This is a genomic window from Methylobacterium sp. ap11, from assembly GCF_900110515.1.
Lineage (GTDB): Bacteria > Pseudomonadota > Alphaproteobacteria > Rhizobiales > Beijerinckiaceae > Methylobacterium > Methylobacterium ajmalii.
In genome coordinates, this window is record NZ_FOEB01000013.1 from 66381 (window position 1) to 88958 (window position 22578).

Below are 22578 nucleotides of genomic sequence, written 5' to 3' on the forward strand. Positions count from 1 at the left end.
AGCCCCATAGGAGTCGTCCGCTCTGAAGTATGGCTTTGAGCCGACAGAGGACGGACGCGATGGGAACGAAGAAGCACAAGTCGGAAGAGGTGGTAAGCAGGCTGCAGTAGGCGGACGTGCTGGTCTCGTAGGGGCGGAGCGTGGCTGATGCGATCCGGGCGAGCGGCGTGACCGAGATCGCATATTATCGCTGGCGCAAGGAGCTTGGCGGGTTCAAGTCCGACCAGACTCGCCTGATGAAGGAACTGGAGACCAAGAGCCAGCAGATGCGCAGAGCGATCGCCTATTTCACGCTCGACAAACTGATCCTGCAGGAGGCCGCCGGGGGAAACTTGTGAGCCCGGCGTGCCGACGCGCCTGCATTGAGCATGTCCGGGACGTCCTTCAGGTTCCCAAGCGGCGCGCTTGTCGCGCCCTCGGGCAGCATCCCTCATTCTGAGCCTGTCGACGGGTTGATGCAGCGCAAGGTGCTGTGGGAGAGAGACGATGAGAGCCTGTTTGACCGATCGACATGCTCTATCCCACGAGCAACCTCATCCTGAGGTGTCGGCAATCGGAGATCGCACGCGATCTGTGATCGACTGACCTCGAAGGAGGGCTCCAGAAGCCTTCGAGATCACTGGATCCCTGTTTCGAGGCTTAGCGATCTTCGATCGCCCGCGATCTATGATCGCCAGCACCTCAGGATGAGGTGGAGGGTAGGATAGAAAATCCCCTCGCGATTGTGCCGTCGCAAGTCAAACAGGCTCTGAGACGGTGTTGCTGGCCAACCTGGTCGAGTTGGCGCGTCGGTATGGCCGCTACAGCTACCGCAAGATCGCCGCCTTGCTGCGGGCGGCTGGCTGGTCAACGACAAGCGGGTCGAGCGTCTGTGGCGGCAGGAGGGGCTGAAGGTGCCAGCCTGCCAGCCCAAGAAGGGCCGGTTGTGGGATGGGAATGACGCCTGTGTCCGACTGCGGCCAGGGCACCGCGAGCACGTCTGGTCCTACGACTTCGTCGAGGCGCGCACGCATGACGGCCGCAAGGTCCGCCTGCTGAACGTCATCGACGAGTTCACCCGCGCGTGCCTGGACATCCGAGTGGCGCGTGAGCTCAAGGTCCGGGACGTGATCGGTGTGCTCCCGGACTTGTTCATCATGTGCGGCGTGCCTTTGCACGGTCGCTCCGACAAGGGACCGGAGTTCATCGATCAACCCGTGCAGAAGTGGATCGCCACCGTCGGCGCAAAGACGGCTTACGTGACGCGTGGCTCACCATGGGAGGGCGGCTACATTGAGAGCTTCGACGCGATTCTGCGGGACGAATTGCTGAATTGAGCGATACTCTACTCTCTGCGGGGGCTTGGATTCTGATCGAGAGCTGGAGCAAGGCCTTACAACGGGGTTTGGCTGCACGCCACCCTGGACTCCCGCCCGCCAGCCCTGCAGGTGTTCGTCCCCGCCCTGACCGCTTGGCCGGCTGCGCTCGCCCGATCGGCATCGCCGGCCAAGCTACCCGTGGCGGAAAGGCCCACGGTCCACTAAGATTCCTCTCGGGCCACCTCGTTGGGGCTGATCTCGACCCCACCGGCTTCGACGGGTCAGCGAGACAGGCAAAGGTCGCCCCGTCGAGCGCGTCGTCGGTGAGGAGCTTCTGCTTTTTAGGCCTCTCCGCCGGTCATCGGTCTCCCATATCGGGAACATGTTCGGCATCACCGAATGAGGACGGTGTTTGATAGGATAAGGGGAGATGGCTTGCTTCCGGACGTCCTAACTCGGTTGGTTAGGCCCAAGGAACAGGCAAAGAACGTCTTCTGGGACTTTGCGCGCCGACAGGGTTTTTTCGAGCACCCTGGCGCCCCTTCCGCCTTGCCGCTCGGCTTGCGCCACAGAGGGGATTCCACTAGGAAACGAGGCAGCGGGGCGTAGCGCAGTCTGGTAGCGCATCTGGTTTGGGACCAGAGGGTCGCTGGTTCGAATCCGGCCGCCCCGACCATCCTCTCCATGGATCAGAGCCCGCGATGTCGACCGCCCGCATCTTCCGCCCTGCCAAGGATCCGAGCCAGTCCGGCCTCGCGCGGACCAAGCAGTGGACGCTGGAGTTCGACCAGACGAGCCCGCGGGAGACCGAGCCGCTGATGGGCTGGACCTCGTCCTCGGACATGCTGCAGCAGGTGCGGCTCGAGTTCGACACCAAGGACGAGGCGATCGCCTACGCCACCCGCGAGGGGATCGCCTACCGGGTCGAGGAGCCGCAGGAGCTCCTGCGCCGCGGCCTCTCCTACTCGGACAATTTCAAGTACAACCGCACGATGCCCTGGACGCACTGACGGGATCGCGCCCGGGGGCCGGTCCGGCCGCTGGCGGCGGGTCTGCGGGCCATGAATGAAGAGAGCCCGGCGCCTCGCGGCACCGGGCTCTTCTCGTGTCCGCCGCCATCCGGGTCAGCGCGGGGCGCGCTTGGCCAGGATGCGCTGCAGGGTGCGGCGGTGCATGTTGAGGCGCCGCGCCGTCTCCGAGACGTTGCGGCCGCACAGCTCGTAGACCCGCTGGATGTGCTCCCAGCGCACCCGGTCGGCCGACATCGGGTTCTCGGGCGGGTCGGCCCGCTCGCCGGGCTCGGCCATCAGGGTGCCGTGGATCTCGTCGGCGTCGGCGGGCTTCGCCAGGTAGTCGAAGGCGCCGAGCTTCACCGCGGTCACCGCGGTGGCGATGTTGCCGTAGCCGGTGAGGATCACGCCGCGGGCCTCGGGCCGGCGCTCCTTCAGGCGGGCGATCACGTCGAGGCCGTTGCCGTCGCCGAGCCGCATGTCGATCACCGCGAAGGCCGGCGGCTGCACGTCGACCGCCGAGACGCCCTCGGCCACGCTTTCCGCCACGTGGACCCGGTAGCCCCGCGCCTCCATGGCCCGGGCCAGGCGGGTCGAGAACGGCTTGTCGTCGTCGACGATCAGCAGGCTGCGATCGGCGTGGTTGAGGAGGGCATCGCCCTCCGGGATGGTGCCGGGCGCGGCCTCCGGACTGAGTGTTCCGTACTGCGTCATCAATCGACGCTCCTTCAACTTTCGATCAGCAAGTTCAGGACTTTATATAGGAACGCCGGACGCCTGCGTCAGGGGTGCGGCGCCCCCCGCACCCGGGTTTCGGAGGCCTTTGGCCTCCCTCTCGAAAATGTGACGTGCCCAACCGATCCGCACCACGGCCCCGGTCGAGGGATCGACCGCGTTGGTGAGCGACAGCTGGGCGCCCGAGCGCTCGATCAGGGTCTTGGCGATGAACAGGCCGAGGCCGAGGCCCGTTCCCCCGTCGGTGCCGATCTTCGCGGCGCTGCGGGTGCTGACATAGGGCTCGCCGACCCGCAGCAGCACGTCGGGGGCGAAGCCCGGCCCGTCGTCGCGGATCTCGAGCGTGACCCGGTCGGCGCTCCAGCGCGCCTCGATCGACACGCAGCTCTCGGCGAAGTCGATCGCGTTGTCGACGATGTTGCCCAGCCCGAACATCACCCCCGGGTTGCGCCGGCAGGCCGGCTCCGGCCCTTCGCCCTTGGTGATCACGTCGAGAACGATGCCGAGGGCGCGCTGGGGCGCCACCAGTTCCTCGACGAGGTGGCTGAGGGTGATGGTCTCGATGAAGCCACCCTGGTCGGCGTCGAGCGAGGTGAGCTTGGCGAGGATGCCGCGGCAGCGCTCGACCTGGTCGCGCAGGAGCGCCAGGTCCTCGGCGACGCTCGGGTTCGCCGAGGGGCCGAGCTGGCGGTCGAGCTCCTTGGCCACCACCGTGATGGTGGCGAGCGGCGTGCCGAGTTCGTGGGCGGCGGCCGCCGCCAGCCCGTCGAGCTGCGACAGGTGCTGCTCGCGGGCGAGGACCAGCTCGGTCGCGGCGAGCGCCCGGGCGAGCTGGCGCGCCTCCTCGGCGACCCGCCAGGCGTAGACCCCCGTGAAGGCGGTGCCGAGCAGGATCGCGGTCCAGACGCCCGAGACGTACAGGAACGGCAGCTCCAGGGTCTCGCCGGCGAACCACGGCAGCGGCCGGTAGACGAGGGCCAGCATCGTCGAGAGGCCGACGGCGAGGAGCCCCAGCGCCAGGGTGTGGGCCGGGGGCAGCGCGGTGGCGGAGATCAGCACCGGCGCCAGGAAGAGCAGCGCGAACGGGTTCTGCAGCCCGCCGGTGAGGAAGAGGAGCGCGGCGAGCTGGATGATGTCGAAGGCGAGGAGCAGCACCGCCGCATCGTCGCTGAGCCGGTGGCTCGCCGGGTAGCGGATGCGCAGCGTCAGGTTGAGCCAGGACGAGGCCGCGACGACCAGGAAGCACCAGCCGAACGGCAGGGGCAGGCCGAGGCCGAGATGGGCGCCGGCCACCGCGGCGCCCTGGCCGGCCACCGCCAGCCAGCGCAGCCGCACCAGGGTGTCGAGGCGCAGGTGGCGGGCGTCCCGCACGGGATCGGTCTGCGAGGTGTCGAACATGGCCGAGACGATAGTGCGCCGCCGACCAAAGCCCAGGGCGGGACGGCGGAAACCCTCGCGGCCGCGACGCGTTCCTTGAGGGCTGCCGCGGCCTGCCCGGCGGGCAGGTCGACGACCGGGTACGCCGGGGACGGCCGGCGCGACTGCGCCCCCCGCATCGCAAGCTTGCGGGATACCCGCGGTAGTTGGGGTAAAAAGGGCACAGTGACGGGTTTCGACCGTTTCGTTTTCCCGAGATCTTGCCCTTCAATACCGATACTCTATTGTCTGGCTCCCAGTTGGGACAGGCGTCTCCTGGCGGCGGGTGCGCGCGTCGCTGGGTCAATCGTGGACGGTGGCGTCATGGATCTCTCGTATTTCTGGTATGAAGCAGCGCACTGGATGTTGACGCCCGCCCGGGCGGCCGCCGACGCCACGCAGCTCGTGTTCAAGAACCCCGCCAACCCGATCACCTACACGTCCTACGGGCGCACGGTCTCGGCCGCCTGCGAGATGTTCGAGCGCACCACGCGGCGCTACGGCAAGCCGGCCTTCAACCTGCCCACCACCACCGTCGAGGGGCTGGTCACCGACGTGACCGAGCGGGTGGTGTGGTCGAAGCCGTTCTGCCAGGTCATCAAGTTCGACCGCGCCCTGAAGCGCCCGACGGCCCAGGCCCAGCCGAAGGTGCTGGTGGTGGCGCCGATGTCGGGCCACTACGCCACGCTGCTGCGCGGCACCGTCGAGGCGATGCTGCCCGCCCACGAGGTGATGATCACCGACTGGATCGACGCCCGCATGGTGCCGCTCGAGGCCGGCCGCTTCGACCTCGACACCTACATCGACTACCTGATCGAGATGTTCCAGGCCTTCGGCCCGGACCTGCACGTCATCGCGGTGTGCCAGCCCTCGGTGCCGGTCTTCGCCGCCGTCGCCCGGATGGAGGCCGACGGCATGCCCGGCGTGCCGACCTCGATGACCCTGATGGGCGGCCCGATCGACACCCGCCGCTCGCCCACCGCCGTGAACTGCCTCGCCGCCGAGCGCGGCTCCGAGTGGTTCAAGCGCAACTGCATCACCGTCGTGCCGCCGGGCTATCCCGGCACCTGGCGCGAGGTCTACCCGGGCTTCTTCCAGCTCTCCGGCTTCATGGGCATGAACCTCGACCGTCACCTGACGGCCCACTGGGACATGTTCAAGCACCTGGTGCGCGACGACGGCGATTCGGCCGAGAAGCACCGCGACTTCTACGACGAGTACCTGTCGGTGATGGACCTGACGGCGGAGTTCTACCTCCAGACCGTCAACACGGTGTTCGTCGAGCACGCCCTGCCGAAGGGCGAGATGCGCCACCGCGACAAGACGGTCGACCCGACGGCGATCCGCCATTGCGGCATCCTGGCGGTGGAGGGCGAGAAGGATGACATCTCGGGCGTCGGCCAGACGCTCGCCGCCCTCGACCTGACGCCGAACCTGCCCGCGGAGCGCAAGAGCTACTACCTGCAGCAGGGCGTCGGCCATTACGGCGTCTTCAACGGCTCGCGCTTCCGCGCCAACATCGCCCCGCGCATCTCCGCCTTCATGCACGAGATGCAGGGCACCGCGCAGGACGGGCAGGGGGACCTGCGCCAGGCGTCCTGAGCGGCCGGAGGCCACTCGCCCGTTTCGATCCTCGCCTCCCGGCGCCCGACGGCGCCGGGATTTTTCGTCGGGTGCCCCGATGCCGTCGTCGCCCGCCCGCTCCCTGCGCGCCTGGTTCGCCGGCCTGCTCGCGCGGGTGGGACGCGGCGCGGCCCTGGCACGCCGGGGTCCTTCCCCCTACAAGGGCGGGATGCGAGTCGCGCTCCTGCGCCGGTCGGCGCCCGAACCCTCCCACCTCACGGTCGTCCACGCCGGCACCAGCTACCCGGTCGCCCTGCGCCGCCGCGCGGCGGCCCGGCGCATCACCCTGCGGGTGTCGAGCGCCACCGGCGAGATCGTCCTGACGCTGCCCGAGCGCATCGATCTCGCCGCCGCGCAGCTTTTCGCCGAATCGCACGGCGCCTGGATCGCCGCCCGGGTGGCGAAGCTGCCCGAGCGCGTCGCCTTCCTGCCCGGCGCCGTCGTGCCGTTGCGCGGCGTGCCGCACCGCATCCTGCACTGGTCGACCACCTCGGGCGCCACCGTCGCCACCACGGCGCCGGACGGCGCCCCGGTGATCGCGGTCTCCTGCGGGGAGCCCCACGTGGCGCGGCGGGTGCGCGACTTCCTGGAGGCCGAGGCGCGGCGCGACCTGACGGAGGCGGTGGCGCGCCATGCCGGCGCGCTCGGCCGTGCGCCCCGGCGCCTGACCGTGCGCGACACCCGCAGCCGCTGGGGCTCGTGCTCGGCCGCCGGCCACCTGAACTTCTCCTGGCGCCTGATCATGGCGCCGCCTTCGGTGCTCGACTACCTCGCCGCCCACGAGGTGTCGCACCTCGCCGAGATGAACCATTCGGACCGCTTCTGGGCGATCGTCGCGCGGCTCTACCCGGGCTACGACGAGCCCGAGGCCTGGCTGAAGCGGCACGGCACCGGGCTGCACCGCTACGGCTGACGGCCCCGACGCCCGCGGGGCCTCGCGAGGTCAGCCCTTGGTGCGCACCACCACCACGCGCTCCGCCGGCCAGGTCGGGCGCGGATCGACGTGCCCCGGATAGAGCGTGCGCGGCGCGATGCTGTCGCACAGCTCGCGCTGGCGCAGGATGATCTCGCCGTTCTCGCCCCGGCGCCGGATCACGCCGCCGTCGCGGCAGAAGCCGGCGATCTCGGCCGAGCGCGACGCCCGGCGCCCGCGCGGGTTGCGGGGCACCGGCGGGTGCTCCACCGTCAGCGTGGCGTCCCGGTTGAGCGAACGCTCGACATAGGTGGTCTCGTCGACCGGTAGCGGCTCGGCCGCCGCGGCTCCGGAGGCCAGCGCCGCGGCACCGGAGGCCAGGACCAGGAGGGCGAGGGAGGTGGCGGGAAGTCTCATCGGGGCGGCATCTCGCTGGGAAGGGGAGAGCGGGCGGGGTACGGGGAACGGGGCTCCTCGTGCTCCCGCTCCGTATGGGCGGGAACCGTGCGAAACCCCTAACGGCCGGAGAGCGCCGGGGGCATCGCCGCCCACGATAAAGCTAAGCCTGCTCGCGTGCACGGGTTCCGTCCGCCGGGCCCGGATCGGCGCCTCGGCTTGACAGCATCCTTGCCCCGTGGTCGGAACGCCCCCGGACCGGCGCGTGGCCGGGGCAGCGGAGCGGTGAGCGGCGTGGGAGACAGCGTGCGACGGATCGGACGCCGGGTGCGGGCCGCCGCCCTCGGGCTCGCCCTCGGTGCGGGCCTCGGCCTGCCGGCCGGCGGCGCCCTGGCGCAGGGCGCGGTCAAGCAGACCTTCGACGACTGGCAGCTGCGCTGCGAGACGCCCGCCGGCGCCAAGGCCGAGCAATGCGCCCTGGTGCAGTACGTCGCCGCCGAGGACCGGCCGAACCTGTCCCTGGTGGTCATCGTGCTGAAGACCGCCGACAACCGCGGCACGCTGCTGCGGGTGGTGGCGCCGCTCGGCGTGCTGCTGCCCTCGGGCCTCGGCCTCAAGGTCGACCAGGCGGAGATCGGCCGCACCTCGTTCGTGCGCTGCCTCTCCACCGGCTGCGTCGCCGAGGTGGTGATGGACGACAAGCTCATCACCCAGCTCAAGACCGGCCAGCAGGCCACCTTCATCGTCTTCCAGACGCCCGAGGAAGGGGTCGGCATTCCCCTGTCCCTCAAGGGGTTCAAGGACGGCTTCGACAGCCTGAAGTGATCGACGATCGGGAGAGGACCGTGACGGCTCGTTGTCTCCGCACACTCCGCCCCGGCGCGCTGGGTCTCGGCACGCTGGGCCTCGGCACCCTGGGCCTCGCCTTGGCGCTGGGGACGCTCGCCGCCCCGGCGCGGGCCCAGACCGCCGCGCCGCAGGAGGAGGGCAACCCCTTCGTCAACATCTTCAAGTATGGCAGCACCACGAAGCCGCCGGAAGCTCCGCCGAGCCTCGACGACGTCTACTGCCCGACCATCGACGTCACCGAGGGCGGCTCCTCGCTCCAGACCCTCGCCGGCGGCACGGTGCGCACGCAGATCCGCCTGGGCCAGCTCAGCCGCGCCTGCCGGCCGGGACCGAACGGCGGCACGGTCGTCTCGGTCGGCGTCCAGGGCGTCGTCCTGCTCGGCCCCGGCGGCGCCCCGGGCCGCTTCAACGCGCCCGTCACCATCACGGTGAAGAACGGCACCCAGATTCTCGCCCGGCGCACCCACCAGGGCGCCGTGACGATTCCCGCGGGCCAGGCCAGCGGCACCTTCACGGTGGTGGAGGACGGCATCGTCGTGCCGGCCGCCCTGGCGAAGGACTTCGACATCGAGGTCGGCCTCGGCGGCGTGGCCAAGCCGGCCCGGGCGCCGCGGCGCAAGCCCGCCGCGACGCCGCCGGCCGACGGTTGACCGCCCGGGTGGCATCCGATTCCTGCCGCCTCGTTCCCCATCCGGACCCGGACTTCACCCGCGCGCTGATCCCCGGGCGGCCGGCGGCCGGGCGCTGGCTTTCCCTCGACATCGCCCTCGACCGTTTCGCCGACCCGGTCCGCCCGCTCCTGCGCTTCGCGCGCGCCGATGGCGGCCACGAGGATGCGCTGCTGCCGGGCGCGGTGCTGGGGCGCGCCACCTGGCTCGGCCCGGTGCCGCCCGGCACGACCGCCATCCTGCTCGCCGCCCCGGCGGAGGGTTTCCGGGTCGCGGCGCGGCTCCTGTCCCGCCCCGCCATGCTGGCGCTCTGCGCCCGTCGGCGCCCGGACAAGCTGCCGGTCGCGCTCTACCAGTGGCTGCGCCGCGACGCGCGCCGCCTGCGCAACACCCTGCGCATCGCCGCCGGGGTGATGCCGATCGACCGCTACCCGGCCTGGAGGGCGGCCCGCACCCGGCCGGCCGAGCCCGGCTTCGACCGGCCGCCGTCCGGTCCGCTGCCCCGCCTCGGCCTGATCCTGGAGGCGGCACCCGAGGAGGCGCCGGCGGTGCGCCGCACGCTCGCCGCGCTCATGGCCCAGGATCACCGCGACTGGTGCCTCGCCCTGCGCTGGCGCGGCCCGTCGCCCGCCGGAATGCCCACCGATCCGCGGATCTCCGGCGATGTCCTGCCGGCGGGCCTCCCGGTCGGTCACCTGCGGCCCGGCGACGAGCTGGTGCCCGACGCGCTGACCCATCTCGCTGCGGCCTTCGCCGGCGAGGCGCCGGCCGACCTCGCCTATGCCGACAGCGAGACCGAGACGCCCGGCGGCCCGCGCCCGGCCCTCAAGCCGGGCTGGAGCCCGGACCTCGCCCTGACGACGCTCTATCCGGGCCGCCCGCTCCTGGTCGCCGCCGGTCTCGCGGCGCGCAGCGGCTGGAGGCCGGACGAGGGCGCCCGCGCGCTCCTCCTCGCCGCGACGCTGGCGGGGCCCGAGCGGGTCCGCCGCATCCCCCGCATCCTCTGCCGCACGGTGCCGGACGCGCCGGACCCCGACGGCCACGCCGCCGACCTCGCGCGGGCGCTGCACCGGGCGGGTGCCCCGGCGGTCGTGGCGCGCCGGGGCGACGTCCTCGACCTCGACTGGCCCTTGCCCGAGCCCGCCCCCCTGGTCTCGGTGATCGTGCCGACCCGCGATCGGCCGGACCTGCTGCGCGTCGCGGTCCGGGGCGTCCTGCATGACACGGACTATCCGGCGATCGAGCTCGTCATCGTCGACAACGGCTCGACCGATCCGGCGGTGGCGGCGCTCTACGCCGAATGGGCGGCGGACCCCCGGGTGCGCCGCCTCGACCGGCCGGGTCCGTTCAACTTCTCGCGCCTCGTCAACGACGGCGCCGCCGCCAGCCGCGGCGCGGTCCTGGTGCTCCTCAACAACGACGTCGAGGTGCTGCATCCCGATTGGCTCTCCGCGATGGTGCGCCAGGCCCTGCGGCCCGGGGTCGGCGCCGTCGGCGCCAAGCTCCTGTTCGGCAGCGGCCGGATCCAGCATGCCGGCGTGGTGGTCGGGCTCGGCGGCCGGGCCGGGCACATCCTGCGCAACCGTCCGGCCGACACGCCGGGCCACCTGCGCCGCCTCACCGTGGCGCACGAGGTGGCGGGCGTGACCGCCGCCTGCCTGGCAGTGGCGCGCGACAGGTTCGAGGCGGTCGGCGGCCTCGACGCCGAAGCCTTCCCGATCGACTTCAACGACATCGATCTCTGCCTGCGCCTCGGGGCGCGGGGCTGGACGTCGATCTGGACCCCGCGGGCGGCGCTCGCCCACCACGAATCGGTCAGCCGCGGCCCGAGCGTCGGCCCGGCCCGGGCCCGGTTCGAGGCCGAGGGCGACCGGTTCGCGGCCCGCTGGCGGGCGGTGATCCGCGACGACCCGTACTATCACCCGGCCTTCTCGGTCACGACCTTCGGGGAGGAACTGGAATGAGGCTCCCGCCTCATCCGGCCTTCGACATCCTGCGCTTCGCGCAGGGCGAGCCCGGGCCCGCCCGGCGCTGGCTCGTCCGGCTGCTCCTGGCGCTGAAGCGCCCGGGCGAGGCCCGGGACGTCGCCCGCGCGCTCCTCGCGGGCAAGCGCGTGCGGGCCCGCGACCGGGCGGCGATCCTCTGGGGCAGCCGCCACACCCTCCGGCCGCTGCCGCCGCTCCCGCCGGACGGGGACGAGGCGAGCCTGGATCTGCGCGTCGCGACCCCGGCCGAGATCCTGTCGGGCGGCGCCGGCACCGCCGCCCTCGTCGTGCTGACGGCACCGGGCCACCGGCTCGTGCCGGGCGCCACCACCGCGATCGCCGAGGCGTTCGCGGCCGATCCCGGCCTCTTTGCTCTCTACGGCGACGCGGTGGTCCTCGGGGCCGGGGGCGAGCCCCGGTTGCCGGTGCTGCGCCCGGCCTTCGATCTCGACTACCTGCTCGCCGCCGACTATGTCGGCCCGGTGGTCGCGGTCCGCCGGACGGCCCTGGACCGCCTCCGGCTCGATCCCTCGCTCCCGGGCGCCGAGGCCGCCGACCTGCTGCTGCGGCTCGCGGCCGAGGACCCGTCCGCCATCCGCCACCTTCCGCGCCTCCTCTCGACCTGGTCGCCCGCTGCGGCCCCCCCGCCCGAGGGCTGGGCGTCGTCGCGCCGGGCGCTGGCCGAGCGCCATCTCGCGGGCGCCGGCCGGGTCGAGGCCGCGGGCGGTCTCCTGACCCTGCGCCGCGACCTGCCCGCGCCGCCGCTCGCCAGCCTCGTCATTCCGACCCGCGACCGGGTGGAACTGCTGCGAGCCTGCATCGAGAGCATCCGGGCCCACACCGACTGGCCGTCCCTCGAGATCATCGTCTGCGACAACGACAGCCGCCACCCGCGCACGCTCGCCTATCTCCAGCGGCTCGCCGGGGAGGGGGTCAGGGTGCTGCCCTGTCCGGGCCCGTTCAACTTCGCGGCGATGAACAACCGGGCCGCCGCCGAGGCCAACGGCGCGCTCCTGGTCTTCGTCAACAACGACGTGGTGGCGCATCGCCCCGACTGGCTGCGGCGGATGGCCGAGGAGGCCCTGCGGCCGGAGGTCGGTGCGGTGGGCGCGAAGCTCCTCGACGTGCGGGAGCGGATCCAGCACGGCGGCATCGTGCTCGGCACCGGCGGCCTCGTCACCCATGCGCACCGCCATTTTTCCGGGACGGCGCCAGGCTACCTCGCCTCGCTCCGGGTCACGCACCGGGTCTCGGCGGTCACGGCGGCCTGCCTCGCGGTGGAGGCCGAGAAATTCCGGGCGGTCGGCGGCTTCGACGAGGCGGCCTTCGCGGTCGACTTCAACGACGTCGACCTCTGCCTGCGCCTCGACGCGGCCGGCTACCGGACCCTGATGGTGCCGGGCGCGGTGCTCCACCACCACGAGGCGGCGAGCCGGCGCTGGAATCCGGAGGCCCGCCTCCGCCACGAGGCCGAGGTGGCGGCGCTGCGGGCGCGCTGGGGGGAGCGGCTCGCCGCCGATCCCTGGTACCACCCGGGCTTCGATCCGCGGGCGGGGACGTATGTGCGGCTACGCGAGTGGGCGGGGGCGACATCGCGGTGAGGCCGGCCCCGGCCGGATCGATCCGGGACGAGGCGAGATTTCCCACCTCTCCGTGGGCGGCAAAGGAGATGACGCGGGAAGTCCCCCTCTCCCCGCGGGCGGGGAGAGGGCCGAACCTCTGTTCAGGAGGTGAGGCGAGCTGCGAACCGCAGGTTCGCCGCGAGGGTGAGGGGGTGTTTCCGGAGGAGCCTCACCCGTCGGCACCCCCTCACCCTCGCTTCGGCTTTCGCCTGCGCTTGTTTCATCGACAACGAGGTCGATGAAACCCTCTCCCCGCCCGGCGGGGAGAGGGGACGGCCCGTGTCTCGTGTCCCCGAACGGCCCCGCCCCGTGCGACAGGCGGGCACCTGATCCCGACTCCGTCATCGAAATCGCCTGCCGCCCAAACGGCGACGGGGCCGCTCCCTTTCGGAAGCGACCCCGTCACATCGGACCGGACGGTCGTGGAGGCGCCTACTGCACCAGGCGCGGCCCCCCGGTCTGCACCTTCTCGTTCTCGCCCAGGATGCCGAGGCGGCGGGCCACCTCGGAATAGGCCTCGATCAGGCCGCCGAGGTCCTTGCGGAAGCGATCCTTGTCGAGCTTGTCCTGGCTCTTGATGTCCCAGAGCCGGCAGGAATCCGGGGAGATCTCGTCGGCGACGACGATGCGCATCATGTCGCCTTCCCAGAGCCGGCCGGTCTCCATCTTGAAGTCGACGAGGCGGATGCCGACGCCGAGGAAGAGACCCGACATGAAGTCGTTGACCCGGATGGCCAGCGCCATGATGTCGTCGATCTCCTGCGGGGTCGCCCAGCCGAAGGCCGTGATGTGCTCCTCCGACACCATCGGGTCGTTGAGCTGGTCGTTCTTGTAGTAGAACTCGATGATCGAGCGCGGGAGCTGGGTGCCCTCCTCCAGGCCCAGCCGGGTCGCCAGCGAGCCGGCCGCCACGTTGCGCACCACCACCTCGAGCGGGATGATCTCGACCTCGCGGATCAGCTGCTCGCGCATGTTCAGCCGACGGATGAAGTGCGTCGGCACGCCGATGTCGTTGAGGTGCTGGAACACGAACTCGGAGATCCGGTTGTTCAGCACGCCCTTGCCGTCGATCACCTCGTGCTTCTTGGCGTTGAAGGCGGTCGCGTCGTCCTTGAAATGCTGGATGAGCGTGCCGGGCTCGGGACCCTCGTAGAGGACCTTCGCCTTGCCCTCGTAGATGCGACGGCGGCGGTTCATAGGCGTGTACCGTGGTTTGAGGAAGTCCATGGGGCCGAGGCTCCTGACGACGTGTGGGACCCGCGGCGCGGCGACCTCTCAGGAGAAGGTCGGGCCGGGGGATGCGTCGAGCGGGGGCGTCCCGGCGGCCGGCGGTAAAATACCCGAACCGCGAAGGCAGCACAACGCGTTGGCCGGAGCGCCCGGGAGGCGCCCGGCCGCCGCTGCGATGGATGGCGGTCGTTGGTCGCGACGATATGCGCACGGCGCTGCCCCGATGCAAGCGTGGCCGGAGGGGGCGGCATGTCGCGGGCGCGGGCGCCGTGCCTCGACGCCGCCGCCCGGCCTGACCTAAGCTCGCCCCCGCGGGCCGCGGCGAACGCGCGGCCGGCCAACCAGACCGGGAGGGACCACGATGGCGGAACGGGGTGGAGCGGTGGCCGCGCTGGCGGCGCGATTCCGCGAGGGCAAGCCGCTGATCACGGCCTGGTGCGGGATTCCCGAGCCCCTCGTGGCGGGGCTGCTCGCGGCCGAGGCGTTCGACGCCGTCACCCTCGACATGCAGCACGGCGCGCACGACTTCGACAGCATCAACCGCACGATCGCCCTGGTGGCGGCCCGCGGCAAGCCGACCCTGGCGCGGGTGCCGGTCGGCGGCTTCGCGACCGTGTCGCGGCTCCTCGATGCCGGGGTCTCGGGCGTCATCGCCCCGATGGTCAACACCGTCGAGGATGCGCGCCGCTTCGCAGGCCTCGCCAAGTACCCGCCGATGGGCGAGCGCAGCTGGGGGCCGAACCCGGCGCTGGCGCTCTCGGGCCTGGCGCCCGAGACCTACCTGCGCGAGGCCAACGGGATCTGCCAGACCCTCGCGATGATCGAGACCCGGGAGGCGCTCGCCGCCCTCGACGACATCCTGGCGGTGGACGGGATCGACGGCATCTTCATCGGCCCCTCCGATCTCTCGATCGCGCTGTCGAACGGCGCCGGCCTCGATCCGGACGGCACGGCGGTGCGCGACGCGCTCAAGCACGCCATGGCGCGCACCCGGGCGGCGGGCAAGCGGATCGGCATCTACGCCCTCTCGGCCGCCCGCACCCGCGAGCTGATCGCCGAGGGCTTCGACCTGATCGCGCTCACGGGCGATTCCGCCCTGCTGCGGGCCGGCGCCCAGGCGGCGCTCAAGGAGGCGCGGGGCTAACCGCGCCGCGCGGCTCGCGCGAAGCCCGCGGCGATGAACTGCCCGGCATGGTGCAGGGCGCCGTCGTCGATGCCGTGACCGATCCCGGCGGAGAGGTGCCACTCCGCCGGCACGTCGGCGGCGGCGAGCGCTTCCGCCGACAGAAACAGCGCGTCGACCGGGATCACCTCGTCCTGGTCGCCGTGGGCGAGCAGCACCGGCGGCACCGCGGTGACCGCCGGCGCCAGGCTCTCTGGGCCCTTGCCCTCTTCCATGACCAGCATGCCGGACAGGCCGACCACCGCCGCCACCGGGGCAGGACGGCGCAGGGCGACGTGCAGCGCCATCATGCAGCCCTGGCTGAAGCCGACCAGCGCGAGCTGATGCGGCCCGAGGCCGTGCGCCGCGAGCTCCGCGTCCAGGAAGGCGTCGAGCGTCGGCCCGGCCCGGTTCACGCCGCGCCAGCGCTCCTGAGGGTCGCGGAAGGTGAGCGAGAACCATTGCCGCCCGAAGCCCTGGATGCAGGGCTCGGGCGCGTGCGGCGCCACGAAGGCGGCGTCGGGCAGGAGCGGCTGCCATTCCTGCGCGAGGTCGATCAGGTCGTTGCCGTCGGCGCCGAAGCCGTGCAGCAGCACGACGAGCTGGCGCGGCGCGGCGCCGGAACGGGGCATCAGGCGCGGGCCGGTGAGGATCGGCATCGGGGATGGGCTCCGGTCGGTCAGAGGAAGAAAGGCGTGTCGCGCTCCGTCACGAAGACAGGGGGCGCCGTCGCGCGCCTTCAGGGAGACAACGGCGCGCCGTCGCGCGCCTTGGCCACGCGGTAATAGGCCCACAGGACCTTGGCGGCGACCCCGCGCCACGGGCGCCAGGCGTCGGCACGGCGCGTCAGCGCGGCGGCGCTCGGCCGGGTCTCCAGCCCGTCGGCGAGGCGCACGGCCTCCTGGAGGGCGAGGTCGCCGGTCGGGAAGGCGTCCGGGTGGCCGAGGCAGAACAGCAGGTAGACGTCCGCCGTCCACGGGCCGATGCCGTGCACCGCTACCATCAGCCGGTGGGCCTCGTCCGCCGGCAGCGCGTGCAGGGTGTCGAGCGGCAGCGTGCCGTCGAGGATTGCCGCGGCGGCGGCCCGCAAGGTGCGGATCTTCGGCGCCGAGAGGCCGGCCTCGCGCAACAGGCCGTCCGGCGCGGCCGCCAGGGCCTGCGGCGTCAGGTCCGGCAGGCGGGCGATGAGCCGGCCCCAGATCGCCGCGGCGCTCGCCGTCGAGATCTGCTGGCCCACCACGATGCCGGCCAGGCCCGCAAAGCCCGGCGGGCGCTTGCGCAGGACCGGTGCCGCGCCCTCCGCGGCGAGCCGCGCCATCACCGGGTCGAGGGCGGCGAGCGCCGCCACGCCCTCGCGCAGCACCGCCTCGGAATCGAGGAGCGGCCCGGTGACGCCGGCGGCGTCCGGGCTTATGGCTGGGAAAGTCCTCGTCGTCCGCATCCCGCCGTGTCGCCTCCCCGCCTGCGCTTCGCCCCGAGCCCGAACGGGCGCCTGCATCTCGGCCACGCCTATTCGGCGCTTCTCAACGCGGAGATGGCCCGGGCGCTGCACGGCACGCTGCTCCTGCGCATCGAGGACATCGATCCCCAGCGCTGCCGGCCGGAGCTGACCGAGGCGATCCTCGCCGATCTCGCCTGGCTCGGCCTGGGCTTTCCGGAGCCGGTCTGGCGCCAGTCCGCCCGGATGTCCACCTACCGCGCCGCGCTCGAGGCGTTGCGCGCGCGGGGCCTCGTCCATCCCTGCACCTGCACCCGCCGGGAGATCCAGGCCGCCGCCGGCAGCCTGCGCGACCCCGACGGGGCGCCGCTCTATCCGGGCACCTGCCGGGACGGGCCGGTCCCCGACGGCCCCCATGCCTGGCGCCTCGACATGGCGCGGGCGCTGGCCCTCTGCCCGGGCCCCTTCGCCTACACGGCCTTCGCGCCGGGGGAGCCGGAGACGGTTCGGATCGCCGATCCCGCCCGCTGGGGCGACGCGGTCGTCGCCCGCAAGGACGTGCCGACGAGCTACCACCTCGCTGTAGTCCTCGACGATGCCGCGCAGGGGATCACCCACGTCGTGCGCGGCCGGGACCTCGAAGCCGCCACCGACCTCCACGTCCTGCTGCAGCGGCTCTTCGGCCTGCCGACCCCGCGCTACCACCATCACGACCTCATCCGCGACGAGGCCGGCGACAAGCTGTCGAAGAGCCTGCGCTCGGAGGCGCTGGCGGCGTTGCGCGAGCGGGGGGTGAGCGCGGGCGAGGTGCGGGCGCGGCTCGGCTTCGGCGAGGCGCCGTCCCACGGGTGAGCCGGGGAGCGAGGGGCGCCGCCGGCTTTCTGCGAGGACGGATCGGTTCCCACCTTGGAAGCGCTTGCGGCCTCCCACGGCGCGTACGATCCTGCCGCCCAAACGGGAGGCACGCCCCTTGTCGCTCAGCTTCGGTATCCTCGTCTTCCCGCAGGTCCAGCAGCTCGACCTGACCGGGCCCTACGAGGTCTTCGCCTCGGTGCCCGACAGCGCCGTCCACCTGATCTGGAAGGACGGCGAGCCGGTGCGCTCGGCCACCGGCATCCCGTTCGTGCCGACCGCGACCTTCGCGACCTGTCCGCCCCTCGACGTGCTCTGCATCCCGGGCGGGGCCGGGGTGAACCCGCTTCTCGAGGACGAGGCGGTGCTGGATTTCGTGCGGGCCCGCGCCCGCGAGGTCCGCTACCTCACCTCGGTCTGCACCGGCGCGCTGGTGCTCGGCGCGGCCGGGCTGCTGACGGGCAAGCGCGCGACGACCCACTGGTACGCGCACGACTTCCTCGCCCGCTTCGGCGCCGTGCCGGTGCAGGACCGGGTGGTGCGGGACGGCACCCTGATCACCGCCGGCGGCGTGACCTCGGGCATCGATTTCGGGCTCGCGGTGGTGGCCGAACTGCTCGGCCGCGAGGAGGCCGAGACGGTGCAGCTCACGCTGGAATACGCGCCGGCCCCGCCCTTCGGCGCCGGCACCCCGGCGGAGGCGCCCCCCGCGGTGCTGGAGCGGGCGAGGAAGCGGCTCTGCGGTTCCCGGGCGGCCCGGGAGGCGATCATCGGGCGGATCACCTGAGCCCGCGAAGGCGCAGGGTCAGCGCATCGCCTCGCGCTGCGCCAGGGTGGTGGGCGCGCCGGATTTCTGGATCAGCCCGTCGATCTGGTCGCGCTGGCGCCGGAACTCGGCGAGCAGCCGACCGTCGAGCTCGCGGCCGCGGGGCACCCGGATCTTCATCGGGTCGACGAAGTGGCCGTTGATGATGACTTCGTAGTGCAGGTGGGCGCCGGTCGAGAGGCCGGTCGAGCCGACATAGCCGATGATCTGGCCCTGGCGCGCCTTGGTGCCGGTGCTGACGCCGCGGCCGAACCGGGACATGTGGTTGTAGGTGGTGACGTAGCCGTTGGCGTGCTGGATCTCGACCCGGCGGCCGTAGCCCGAATCCCAGTCGGCCTTGATGACCGTGCCGTTGCCGGCCGCGAAGATCGGGGTGCCGATGCGGATCGACCAGTCGACGCCGGTATGGAGCTTGGCGTAGCCGAGCACCGGGTGGCGGCGGTAGCCGAAGCCCGAGCTCATGTTGCCGTCGGCCACCGGCTTGCGCAGCAGGAACTTCTTCAGCGACCGACCGGCCTCGTCGAGGTAGTCGACGCTGCCGTCGTCCGGCGACTGGAACCGATAGATCCGCCGCGCCTCGCCGCCGAGGTTGAGCGCCGCGAACAGGATGTCAGGCCGCTCGGCCGAGCCGCCGGCCTCCTCGTCGTAGGTGTAGAACAGCTCGATCCCGTCGCCGGGGGCGACGCGGCGCTGGAAGTCGACGTCGTAGCCGAAGATCCGCACCAGGTCCTCGACGGTCGAGCGCGGCAGGTCGTAGCGCGCCGCCGTCTCGTAGAGGCTGGCATAGAGGCGCGCGCCCGTGCCCTCCTCGTCGTCCTCGGCCTCGGGCTTGGCGGCGGGCTTCTGGGCCACGCCCTCCGGCACCGGCGGGGCCACCGACACGAAGCCGCCGCGGTCGTTCATCGCGGCGATCGCCTCGACGCCCGACTCGCCGTAGAGGATCACCCGGGTGAGCTGGCGCGGGTCGCCGAGCTTGGGGCCGGGCCCGATCTGCAGCCGCATCTGCTGGCCCTCGCCGACCGCGCCGGACCGGACCCGGGTGCCCAAGGCCGCCAGGATCGGGCGGATCTGCTCGTCGAGGCCGCCATTGGCCTTGAGCACGCCCTCCAGGGTCTCGCCGCGCTTGATCGCGACGTCGCGCTCCTCGACCAGCGGCGCGTCGCGCTCGCGCTCCATCTTGGCGAGGTCGGTGACGTTCTCGCGCATCACCCGGACCTCGATCGATTTGAACGGGCCGGACGCGCCGCCGAAATCGGCCGTGCCGTCGAGGCCCGGCAGGGTCGTCATGCTGCGCAGCGTGCGCGAGAGCATCAGCTGCGGGGCGATGGGGAGCGCCGCGCGCCGCCCGGCCTCGGCGGCGAGGCGCCGCTCCTCCTCGATCTGCGCCGCCACGTCCTCGTCCGAGAGGGCGGGGGAGCCGGCCGGCACCGCGAGGTCGCCGAGGTCGCGCTTGACCACCGAGACCTCGGCGTCCGGCGCGTCGGCCGTCGCCGATTGGGCATCGGGCGCGCGCTCGAGCCCCGGATCGCTGAAGAACCGCATCGGGTCGAAGGGCGGGATGTCGGTCGCCGCCATGCCGGCGGTGGTCGAGAGCGCGGTGGCGATCCGCACGAAGGGCCGGACCTTGATGATCTCGCGCTCGCCCGCCCGCAGGGTGACGGGCGCCTTGAAGCTCTGCTTGGCGAGCGCCACCATCGGGTTGCGCACCAGCCGGTCGCCCTTGCGGGTGAGGTTGGTGCCGCCCTCGCTCGCCACCGGGCGCGGGGCCACCGCCACCGCCTGCGGCAGCTCCGCGAAGGTGACCTCGCCCTGGAGCGAGACCCAGATTGCCGAGCCGATCAGGCCGGCACCGGTCATGCCGGTGAGCACGCAGGCGGCGAGCCAGCGCAGGTTCACGTCCCGGCGGTCGGCCCGCGGCGAGGCGGCGCCCGTGAGGTCGAGGGGCGGCTCGCGGCCGGGATCGGCCGACCGGCCGCGCGGCGCCTGCTGGGATCCGACCGGGTCGAGGCGCGCGCGCTTCACCGTCACTCCTTACGCCTTCTCGTATCGGTGCCGCGACACGGCGCGATCTGGCGCCGCGGGGCCGGGCAGGGAGCGCTCCGCGCTGCCGCGACCATGCGTGGGCGACGCCTGGAAATCAACGGCGGGCGGGGCCGGCTCCCCAGGGGGATCCAGCCGGCTTCCTCGTCGGTCTCTCCGGCGCCAGGATGTCAGGATTGAGGCCGTTCCGCGGTCGGCGCCCGCAGGCAGGCATCGACGGCACCTCGCGATACGCGATCGGCGGGGAAGGGGTAATGCGATAGGCGGGAATGATTGGTCGGAGTGGCAGGATTTGAACCTGCGACCCCCACGTCCCGAACGTGGTGCGCTACCAGACTGCGCTACACTCCGACGCGCCCGAAGGCACGGGTATCATATCGTCACAGCATCTTGTTCAGATGTCTGTTGTCTCGGGAAGACTCAGGCTCGCGAGAGCGCTGGTCGGAGTGGCAGGATTTGAACCTGCGACCCCCACGTCCCGAACGTGGTGCGCTACCAGACTGCGCTACACTCCGAACGGTCGGCCGCCGGCCGACGAGGGGGCTTATAGCGAGGGCCTCCGGGGGCCGCAAGGCCGTTCGTGCGGCCCGGCCGAGTTTCTTGAAGCCGGCTCGGGTTCCGGGGTGCGGTCCCTCCCGGGCGGCCGGAGGGAGGAGCGAGGCGGGGAGGGTGCAACGGGCGCGGGCAGGAAAACCTTGCACGATCTGGTCTCGCCCCCCATTGTCGCGGCTCATAGGGACGGTCGATACCGGCGGGATGGCGTGAGCGAGGACGATCGGGCCGGGCCGATGCAGGCCGGGATGGCGGAGCCGGGCGAGAGCCACTCCGCCGAGGCGCCGTCCCTGGCGCATCTGAAATCGGCGACGATCCGCCAGCCCGGTCTCGACGACCGCGGCAGCGTGTTCTTCGCCGCGATCGAGATGACCCGGATGCCGATGATCCTGACCGATCCCCGGCAGCCCGACAACCCGATCGCGTTCGCCAACCGGGCGTTCCAGGACCTCACGGGTTACACGCAAGCCGAACTGATCGGCCGCAACTGCCGCTTCCTGCAGGGGCCGGAGACCAGCCGCGAGACCGTGGCCGAGCTGCGCCAGGCGGTCGCCGAGCGCCGGGCGATCGCCACGGAGATCCTCAACTACAAGCGCGACGGCTCGCCGTTCTGGAACGGCATCTTCATCGGCCCGGTCTTCGATGAGGCCGGGGAGATCGTCTACTTCTTCGCCTCGCAGCTCGACGTGACCCGGCGCCGGGTCTCGGAGCAGGCGTATCGCCAGGCGCAGAAGATGGAGGCGATCGGCCAGCTCACCGCCGGCCTCGCCCACGACTTCAACAACCTGCTGCAGGTCGTCACCGGCAATCTCGAACTGGCCCGGGGCTCTGTCACGAGCGAGCGGGCGCAACGCCAGCTCGCCAACGCGGCCGGCGCGGCGGAGCGCGGCGCGAAGCTGACGAAGCAGCTCCTGTCCTTCGCCCGCAAGGCGCGGCTCGAGCCGCGCCCGCTCAACCTCAACGCCCTGGTGCTGGCCTTCGCCGAGGTGGCGGAGAGCACGCTCGGCCGCAACGTCTCGGTGCGCCTCGACCTGATGCCGCGGCTGCCCGCCGTCACCCTCGACCGCACCAACCTCGAGATGGCGCTCCTCAACGTGCTCATCAACGCCCGCGACGCGATGCCGGCGGGCGGCACGGTGACGATCTCGACCGCGCCCGTCCACCTCAACGGCAACGGCAAGGCCCGCGCCCTGCCGCCCGGCGACTACGTCGCGCTCCGGGTCCGCGACGAAGGGGAGGGGATGCCGCCCGGGGTCGCCGAGCGGGCGACCGAGCCGTTCTTCTCGACCAAGGGCCCGGGCAAGGGCACCGGCCTCGGCCTCGCCATGGCGCACGGCTTCGTGCAGCAGTCGCGCGGCCGGCTGGAGATCGAGACCCGGCCGCGGTCCGCCGAGGCCGAGGGCGGCACCACCATCACGATGCTGTTTCCCGCCGGCCACGGCGCCTCGACCGAGGAGGAGCCCGCCGAACCGAAGGCGGTGCTGCGGCGCGGCGACGAGACCGTGCTGGTGGTCGAGGACAGCGACGACGTGCGGTCGCTCGCCCGCGAATACCTGGAGAGCCTCGGCTACGGCGTGCTCACCGCCCGCGACGGCGAGGAGGCACTCGAGATCCTGGGGCGCGAGGCGCGCATCGACCTCCTGTTCTCGGACATCGTGATGCCGGGCAGCGTCAACGGCCTGGTCCTGGCCGAGCGGGCCGGGCGCCTGCGGCCGGACCTGCCGGTGCTGCTCACCACCGGCTACAACGAGGACCTGGTGGCGCAGGGGCCCGCGACCCCGACCATGGACGTGCTCGGCAAGCCCTACCGCAAGGCCGAGCTCGCCGACCGCATCCGCTCCGCCCTCGACCGCGGCGCGAGGCGGATGCCGGCCCCGGGCGAGCCGCATCACGGCTGAGGCTGCGCCCGGATCGCACAGGCGCCGCCTGTCGTCACTGCCTGTCGTCACCTGCCTGACATGGG

The 22578-nt window shown here is 72.3% G+C and carries 18 protein-coding genes, 3 tRNA genes and 2 pseudogenes; 14 read left to right on the plus strand and 9 right to left on the minus strand.

Going from position 1 to position 22578, the window contains the following annotated elements:
* Positions 1–116: 116 nt before the first annotated feature.
* The 4 genes and pseudogenes from BMX97_RS19210 to BMX97_RS19225 form a co-directional block, all read left to right on the plus strand.
* A pseudogene (locus tag BMX97_RS19210) lies at positions 117–433 on the plus strand (transposase); the annotation flags it as partial.
* Positions 434–759: 326 nt separating this feature from the next.
* Positions 760–1523, plus strand: a pseudogene (locus tag BMX97_RS33805) (DDE-type integrase/transposase/recombinase); the annotation flags it as partial.
* A gap of 374 nt (positions 1524–1897) precedes the next feature.
* A tRNA-Pro gene (locus tag BMX97_RS19220) sits at positions 1898–1974 on the plus strand.
* Positions 1975–1999: 25 nt separating this feature from the next.
* A complete protein-coding gene (locus BMX97_RS19225; RefSeq protein WP_060849082.1) occupies positions 2000–2308 on the plus strand; it encodes an ETC complex I subunit in 309 nt (102 codons plus the stop codon).
* Between the two features lie 114 nt (positions 2309–2422).
* Here the strand turns inward: BMX97_RS19225 and BMX97_RS19230 are convergent, their stop codons facing one another.
* Together BMX97_RS19230 and BMX97_RS19235 are read right to left on the minus strand one after the other, a co-directional pair.
* Positions 2423–3022, minus strand: coding sequence for an ActR/PrrA/RegA family redox response regulator transcription factor (locus BMX97_RS19230; RefSeq protein ID WP_091752930.1), 600 nt, complete (start codon positions 3020–3022; stop codon positions 2423–2425).
* Positions 3023–3064: 42 nt separating this feature from the next.
* On the minus strand, positions 3065–4441 hold the full coding sequence (locus BMX97_RS19235; RefSeq protein WP_091752931.1) for an ActS/PrrB/RegB family redox-sensitive histidine kinase: 1377 nt from the start codon (positions 4439–4441) through the stop codon (positions 3065–3067).
* 342 nt (positions 4442–4783) lie between these two features.
* On the opposite strand from BMX97_RS19235, the gene phaZ reads away from it, so the two are divergent.
* Positions 4784–6061 carry a polyhydroxyalkanoate depolymerase gene (phaZ, locus tag BMX97_RS19240; RefSeq protein ID WP_091752932.1) on the plus strand — a complete coding sequence of 426 codons (1278 nt, stop codon included), beginning with the start codon at positions 4784–4786 and terminating at the stop codon, positions 6059–6061.
* Positions 6062–6251: 190 nt separating this feature from the next.
* Entirely contained in the window at positions 6252–6995 is a 744-nt protein-coding gene (locus BMX97_RS19245; protein WP_091752986.1) for a M48 family metallopeptidase, read from the plus strand.
* Between the two features lie 30 nt (positions 6996–7025).
* On the opposite strand, the gene BMX97_RS19250 is transcribed toward BMX97_RS19245, so the two are convergent.
* Complete coding sequence (locus BMX97_RS19250) at positions 7026–7412, minus strand: hypothetical protein (RefSeq protein WP_091752933.1); 387 nt, start codon at positions 7410–7412, stop codon at positions 7026–7028.
* Positions 7413–7718: 306 nt separating this feature from the next.
* Between BMX97_RS19250 and BMX97_RS19255 the strand changes: the two genes are divergently transcribed.
* The 4 genes from BMX97_RS19255 to BMX97_RS19270 are packed head-to-tail and all read left to right on the plus strand — an operon-like array spanning position 7719 to position 12494.
* Positions 7719–8216 carry an invasion associated locus B family protein gene (locus BMX97_RS19255; protein WP_091752934.1) on the plus strand — a complete coding sequence of 166 codons (498 nt, stop codon included), beginning with the start codon at positions 7719–7721 and terminating at the stop codon, positions 8214–8216.
* 20 nt (positions 8217–8236) lie between these two features.
* Positions 8237–8890 (plus strand): hypothetical protein, encoded by a 654-nt coding sequence (locus BMX97_RS19260; RefSeq protein WP_244538520.1) that lies wholly within the window; start codon positions 8237–8239, stop codon positions 8888–8890.
* An 8-nt stretch (positions 8891–8898) separates the two neighbouring features.
* Entirely contained in the window at positions 8899–10872 is a 1974-nt protein-coding gene (locus BMX97_RS19265) for a glycosyltransferase family 2 protein (protein ID WP_091752935.1), read from the plus strand.
* The gene (locus BMX97_RS19270) at positions 10869–12494 is read left to right on the plus strand and encodes a glycosyltransferase family 2 protein (RefSeq protein ID WP_091752936.1); all 1626 of its coding nucleotides are present in this window, start codon (positions 10869–10871) and stop codon (positions 12492–12494) included. The genes BMX97_RS19265 and BMX97_RS19270 overlap by 4 nt, the downstream gene beginning before the upstream one ends.
* Before the next feature lie 453 nt (positions 12495–12947).
* Here the strand turns inward: BMX97_RS19270 and purC are convergent, their stop codons facing one another.
* Positions 12948–13742, minus strand: a complete 795-nt coding sequence (gene purC, locus BMX97_RS19275) for a phosphoribosylaminoimidazolesuccinocarboxamide synthase (RefSeq protein WP_048429422.1) — start codon at positions 13740–13742, stop codon at positions 12948–12950.
* Between the two features lie 364 nt (positions 13743–14106).
* Here purC and BMX97_RS19280 point away from each other — a divergent pair, with 364 nt between their 5' ends.
* Positions 14107–14889 (plus strand): HpcH/HpaI aldolase family protein, encoded by a 783-nt coding sequence (locus BMX97_RS19280; protein ID WP_091752937.1) that lies wholly within the window; start codon positions 14107–14109, stop codon positions 14887–14889.
* On the opposite strand, the gene BMX97_RS19285 is transcribed toward BMX97_RS19280, so the two are convergent.
* Entirely contained in the window at positions 14886–15566 is a 681-nt protein-coding gene (locus tag BMX97_RS19285; protein WP_091752938.1) for an alpha/beta hydrolase, read from the minus strand. The two genes, BMX97_RS19280 and BMX97_RS19285, sit on opposite strands and share 4 nt — an antisense overlap.
* Positions 15567–15646: 80 nt before the next feature.
* On the minus strand, positions 15647–16348 hold the full coding sequence (locus tag BMX97_RS19290; protein ID WP_091752939.1) for a DNA-3-methyladenine glycosylase family protein: 702 nt from the start codon (positions 16346–16348) through the stop codon (positions 15647–15649).
* A gap of 6 nt (positions 16349–16354) precedes the next feature.
* Between BMX97_RS19290 and gluQRS the strand changes: the two genes are divergently transcribed.
* Together gluQRS and BMX97_RS19300 are read left to right on the plus strand one after the other, a co-directional pair.
* Positions 16355–17197: a tRNA glutamyl-Q(34) synthetase GluQRS gene (gene gluQRS / locus BMX97_RS19295; protein WP_091752940.1), complete on the plus strand. Its 843-nt coding sequence runs from the start codon at positions 16355–16357 to the stop codon at positions 17195–17197.
* Between the two features lie 118 nt (positions 17198–17315).
* Positions 17316–17984, plus strand: a complete 669-nt coding sequence (locus tag BMX97_RS19300; protein WP_091752941.1) for a DJ-1/PfpI family protein — start codon at positions 17316–17318, stop codon at positions 17982–17984.
* 18 nt (positions 17985–18002) lie between these two features.
* Here the strand turns inward: BMX97_RS19300 and BMX97_RS19305 are convergent, their stop codons facing one another.
* From BMX97_RS19305 to BMX97_RS19315, 3 genes are all read right to left on the minus strand, one after another.
* A complete protein-coding gene (locus BMX97_RS19305; RefSeq protein ID WP_091752988.1) occupies positions 18003–20045 on the minus strand; it encodes a M23 family metallopeptidase in 2043 nt (680 codons plus the stop codon).
* 292 nt (positions 20046–20337) lie between these two features.
* Positions 20338–20414: transfer RNA gene (locus BMX97_RS19310), tRNA-Pro, on the minus strand.
* 87 nt (positions 20415–20501) lie between these two features.
* Positions 20502–20578: transfer RNA gene (locus tag BMX97_RS19315), tRNA-Pro, on the minus strand.
* A gap of 246 nt (positions 20579–20824) precedes the next feature.
* On the opposite strand from BMX97_RS19315, the gene BMX97_RS19320 reads away from it, so the two are divergent.
* Positions 20825–22513 (plus strand): histidine kinase famiy protein, encoded by a 1689-nt coding sequence (locus BMX97_RS19320; protein WP_091752942.1) that lies wholly within the window; start codon positions 20825–20827, stop codon positions 22511–22513.
* Positions 22514–22578: the final 65 nt, after the last annotated feature.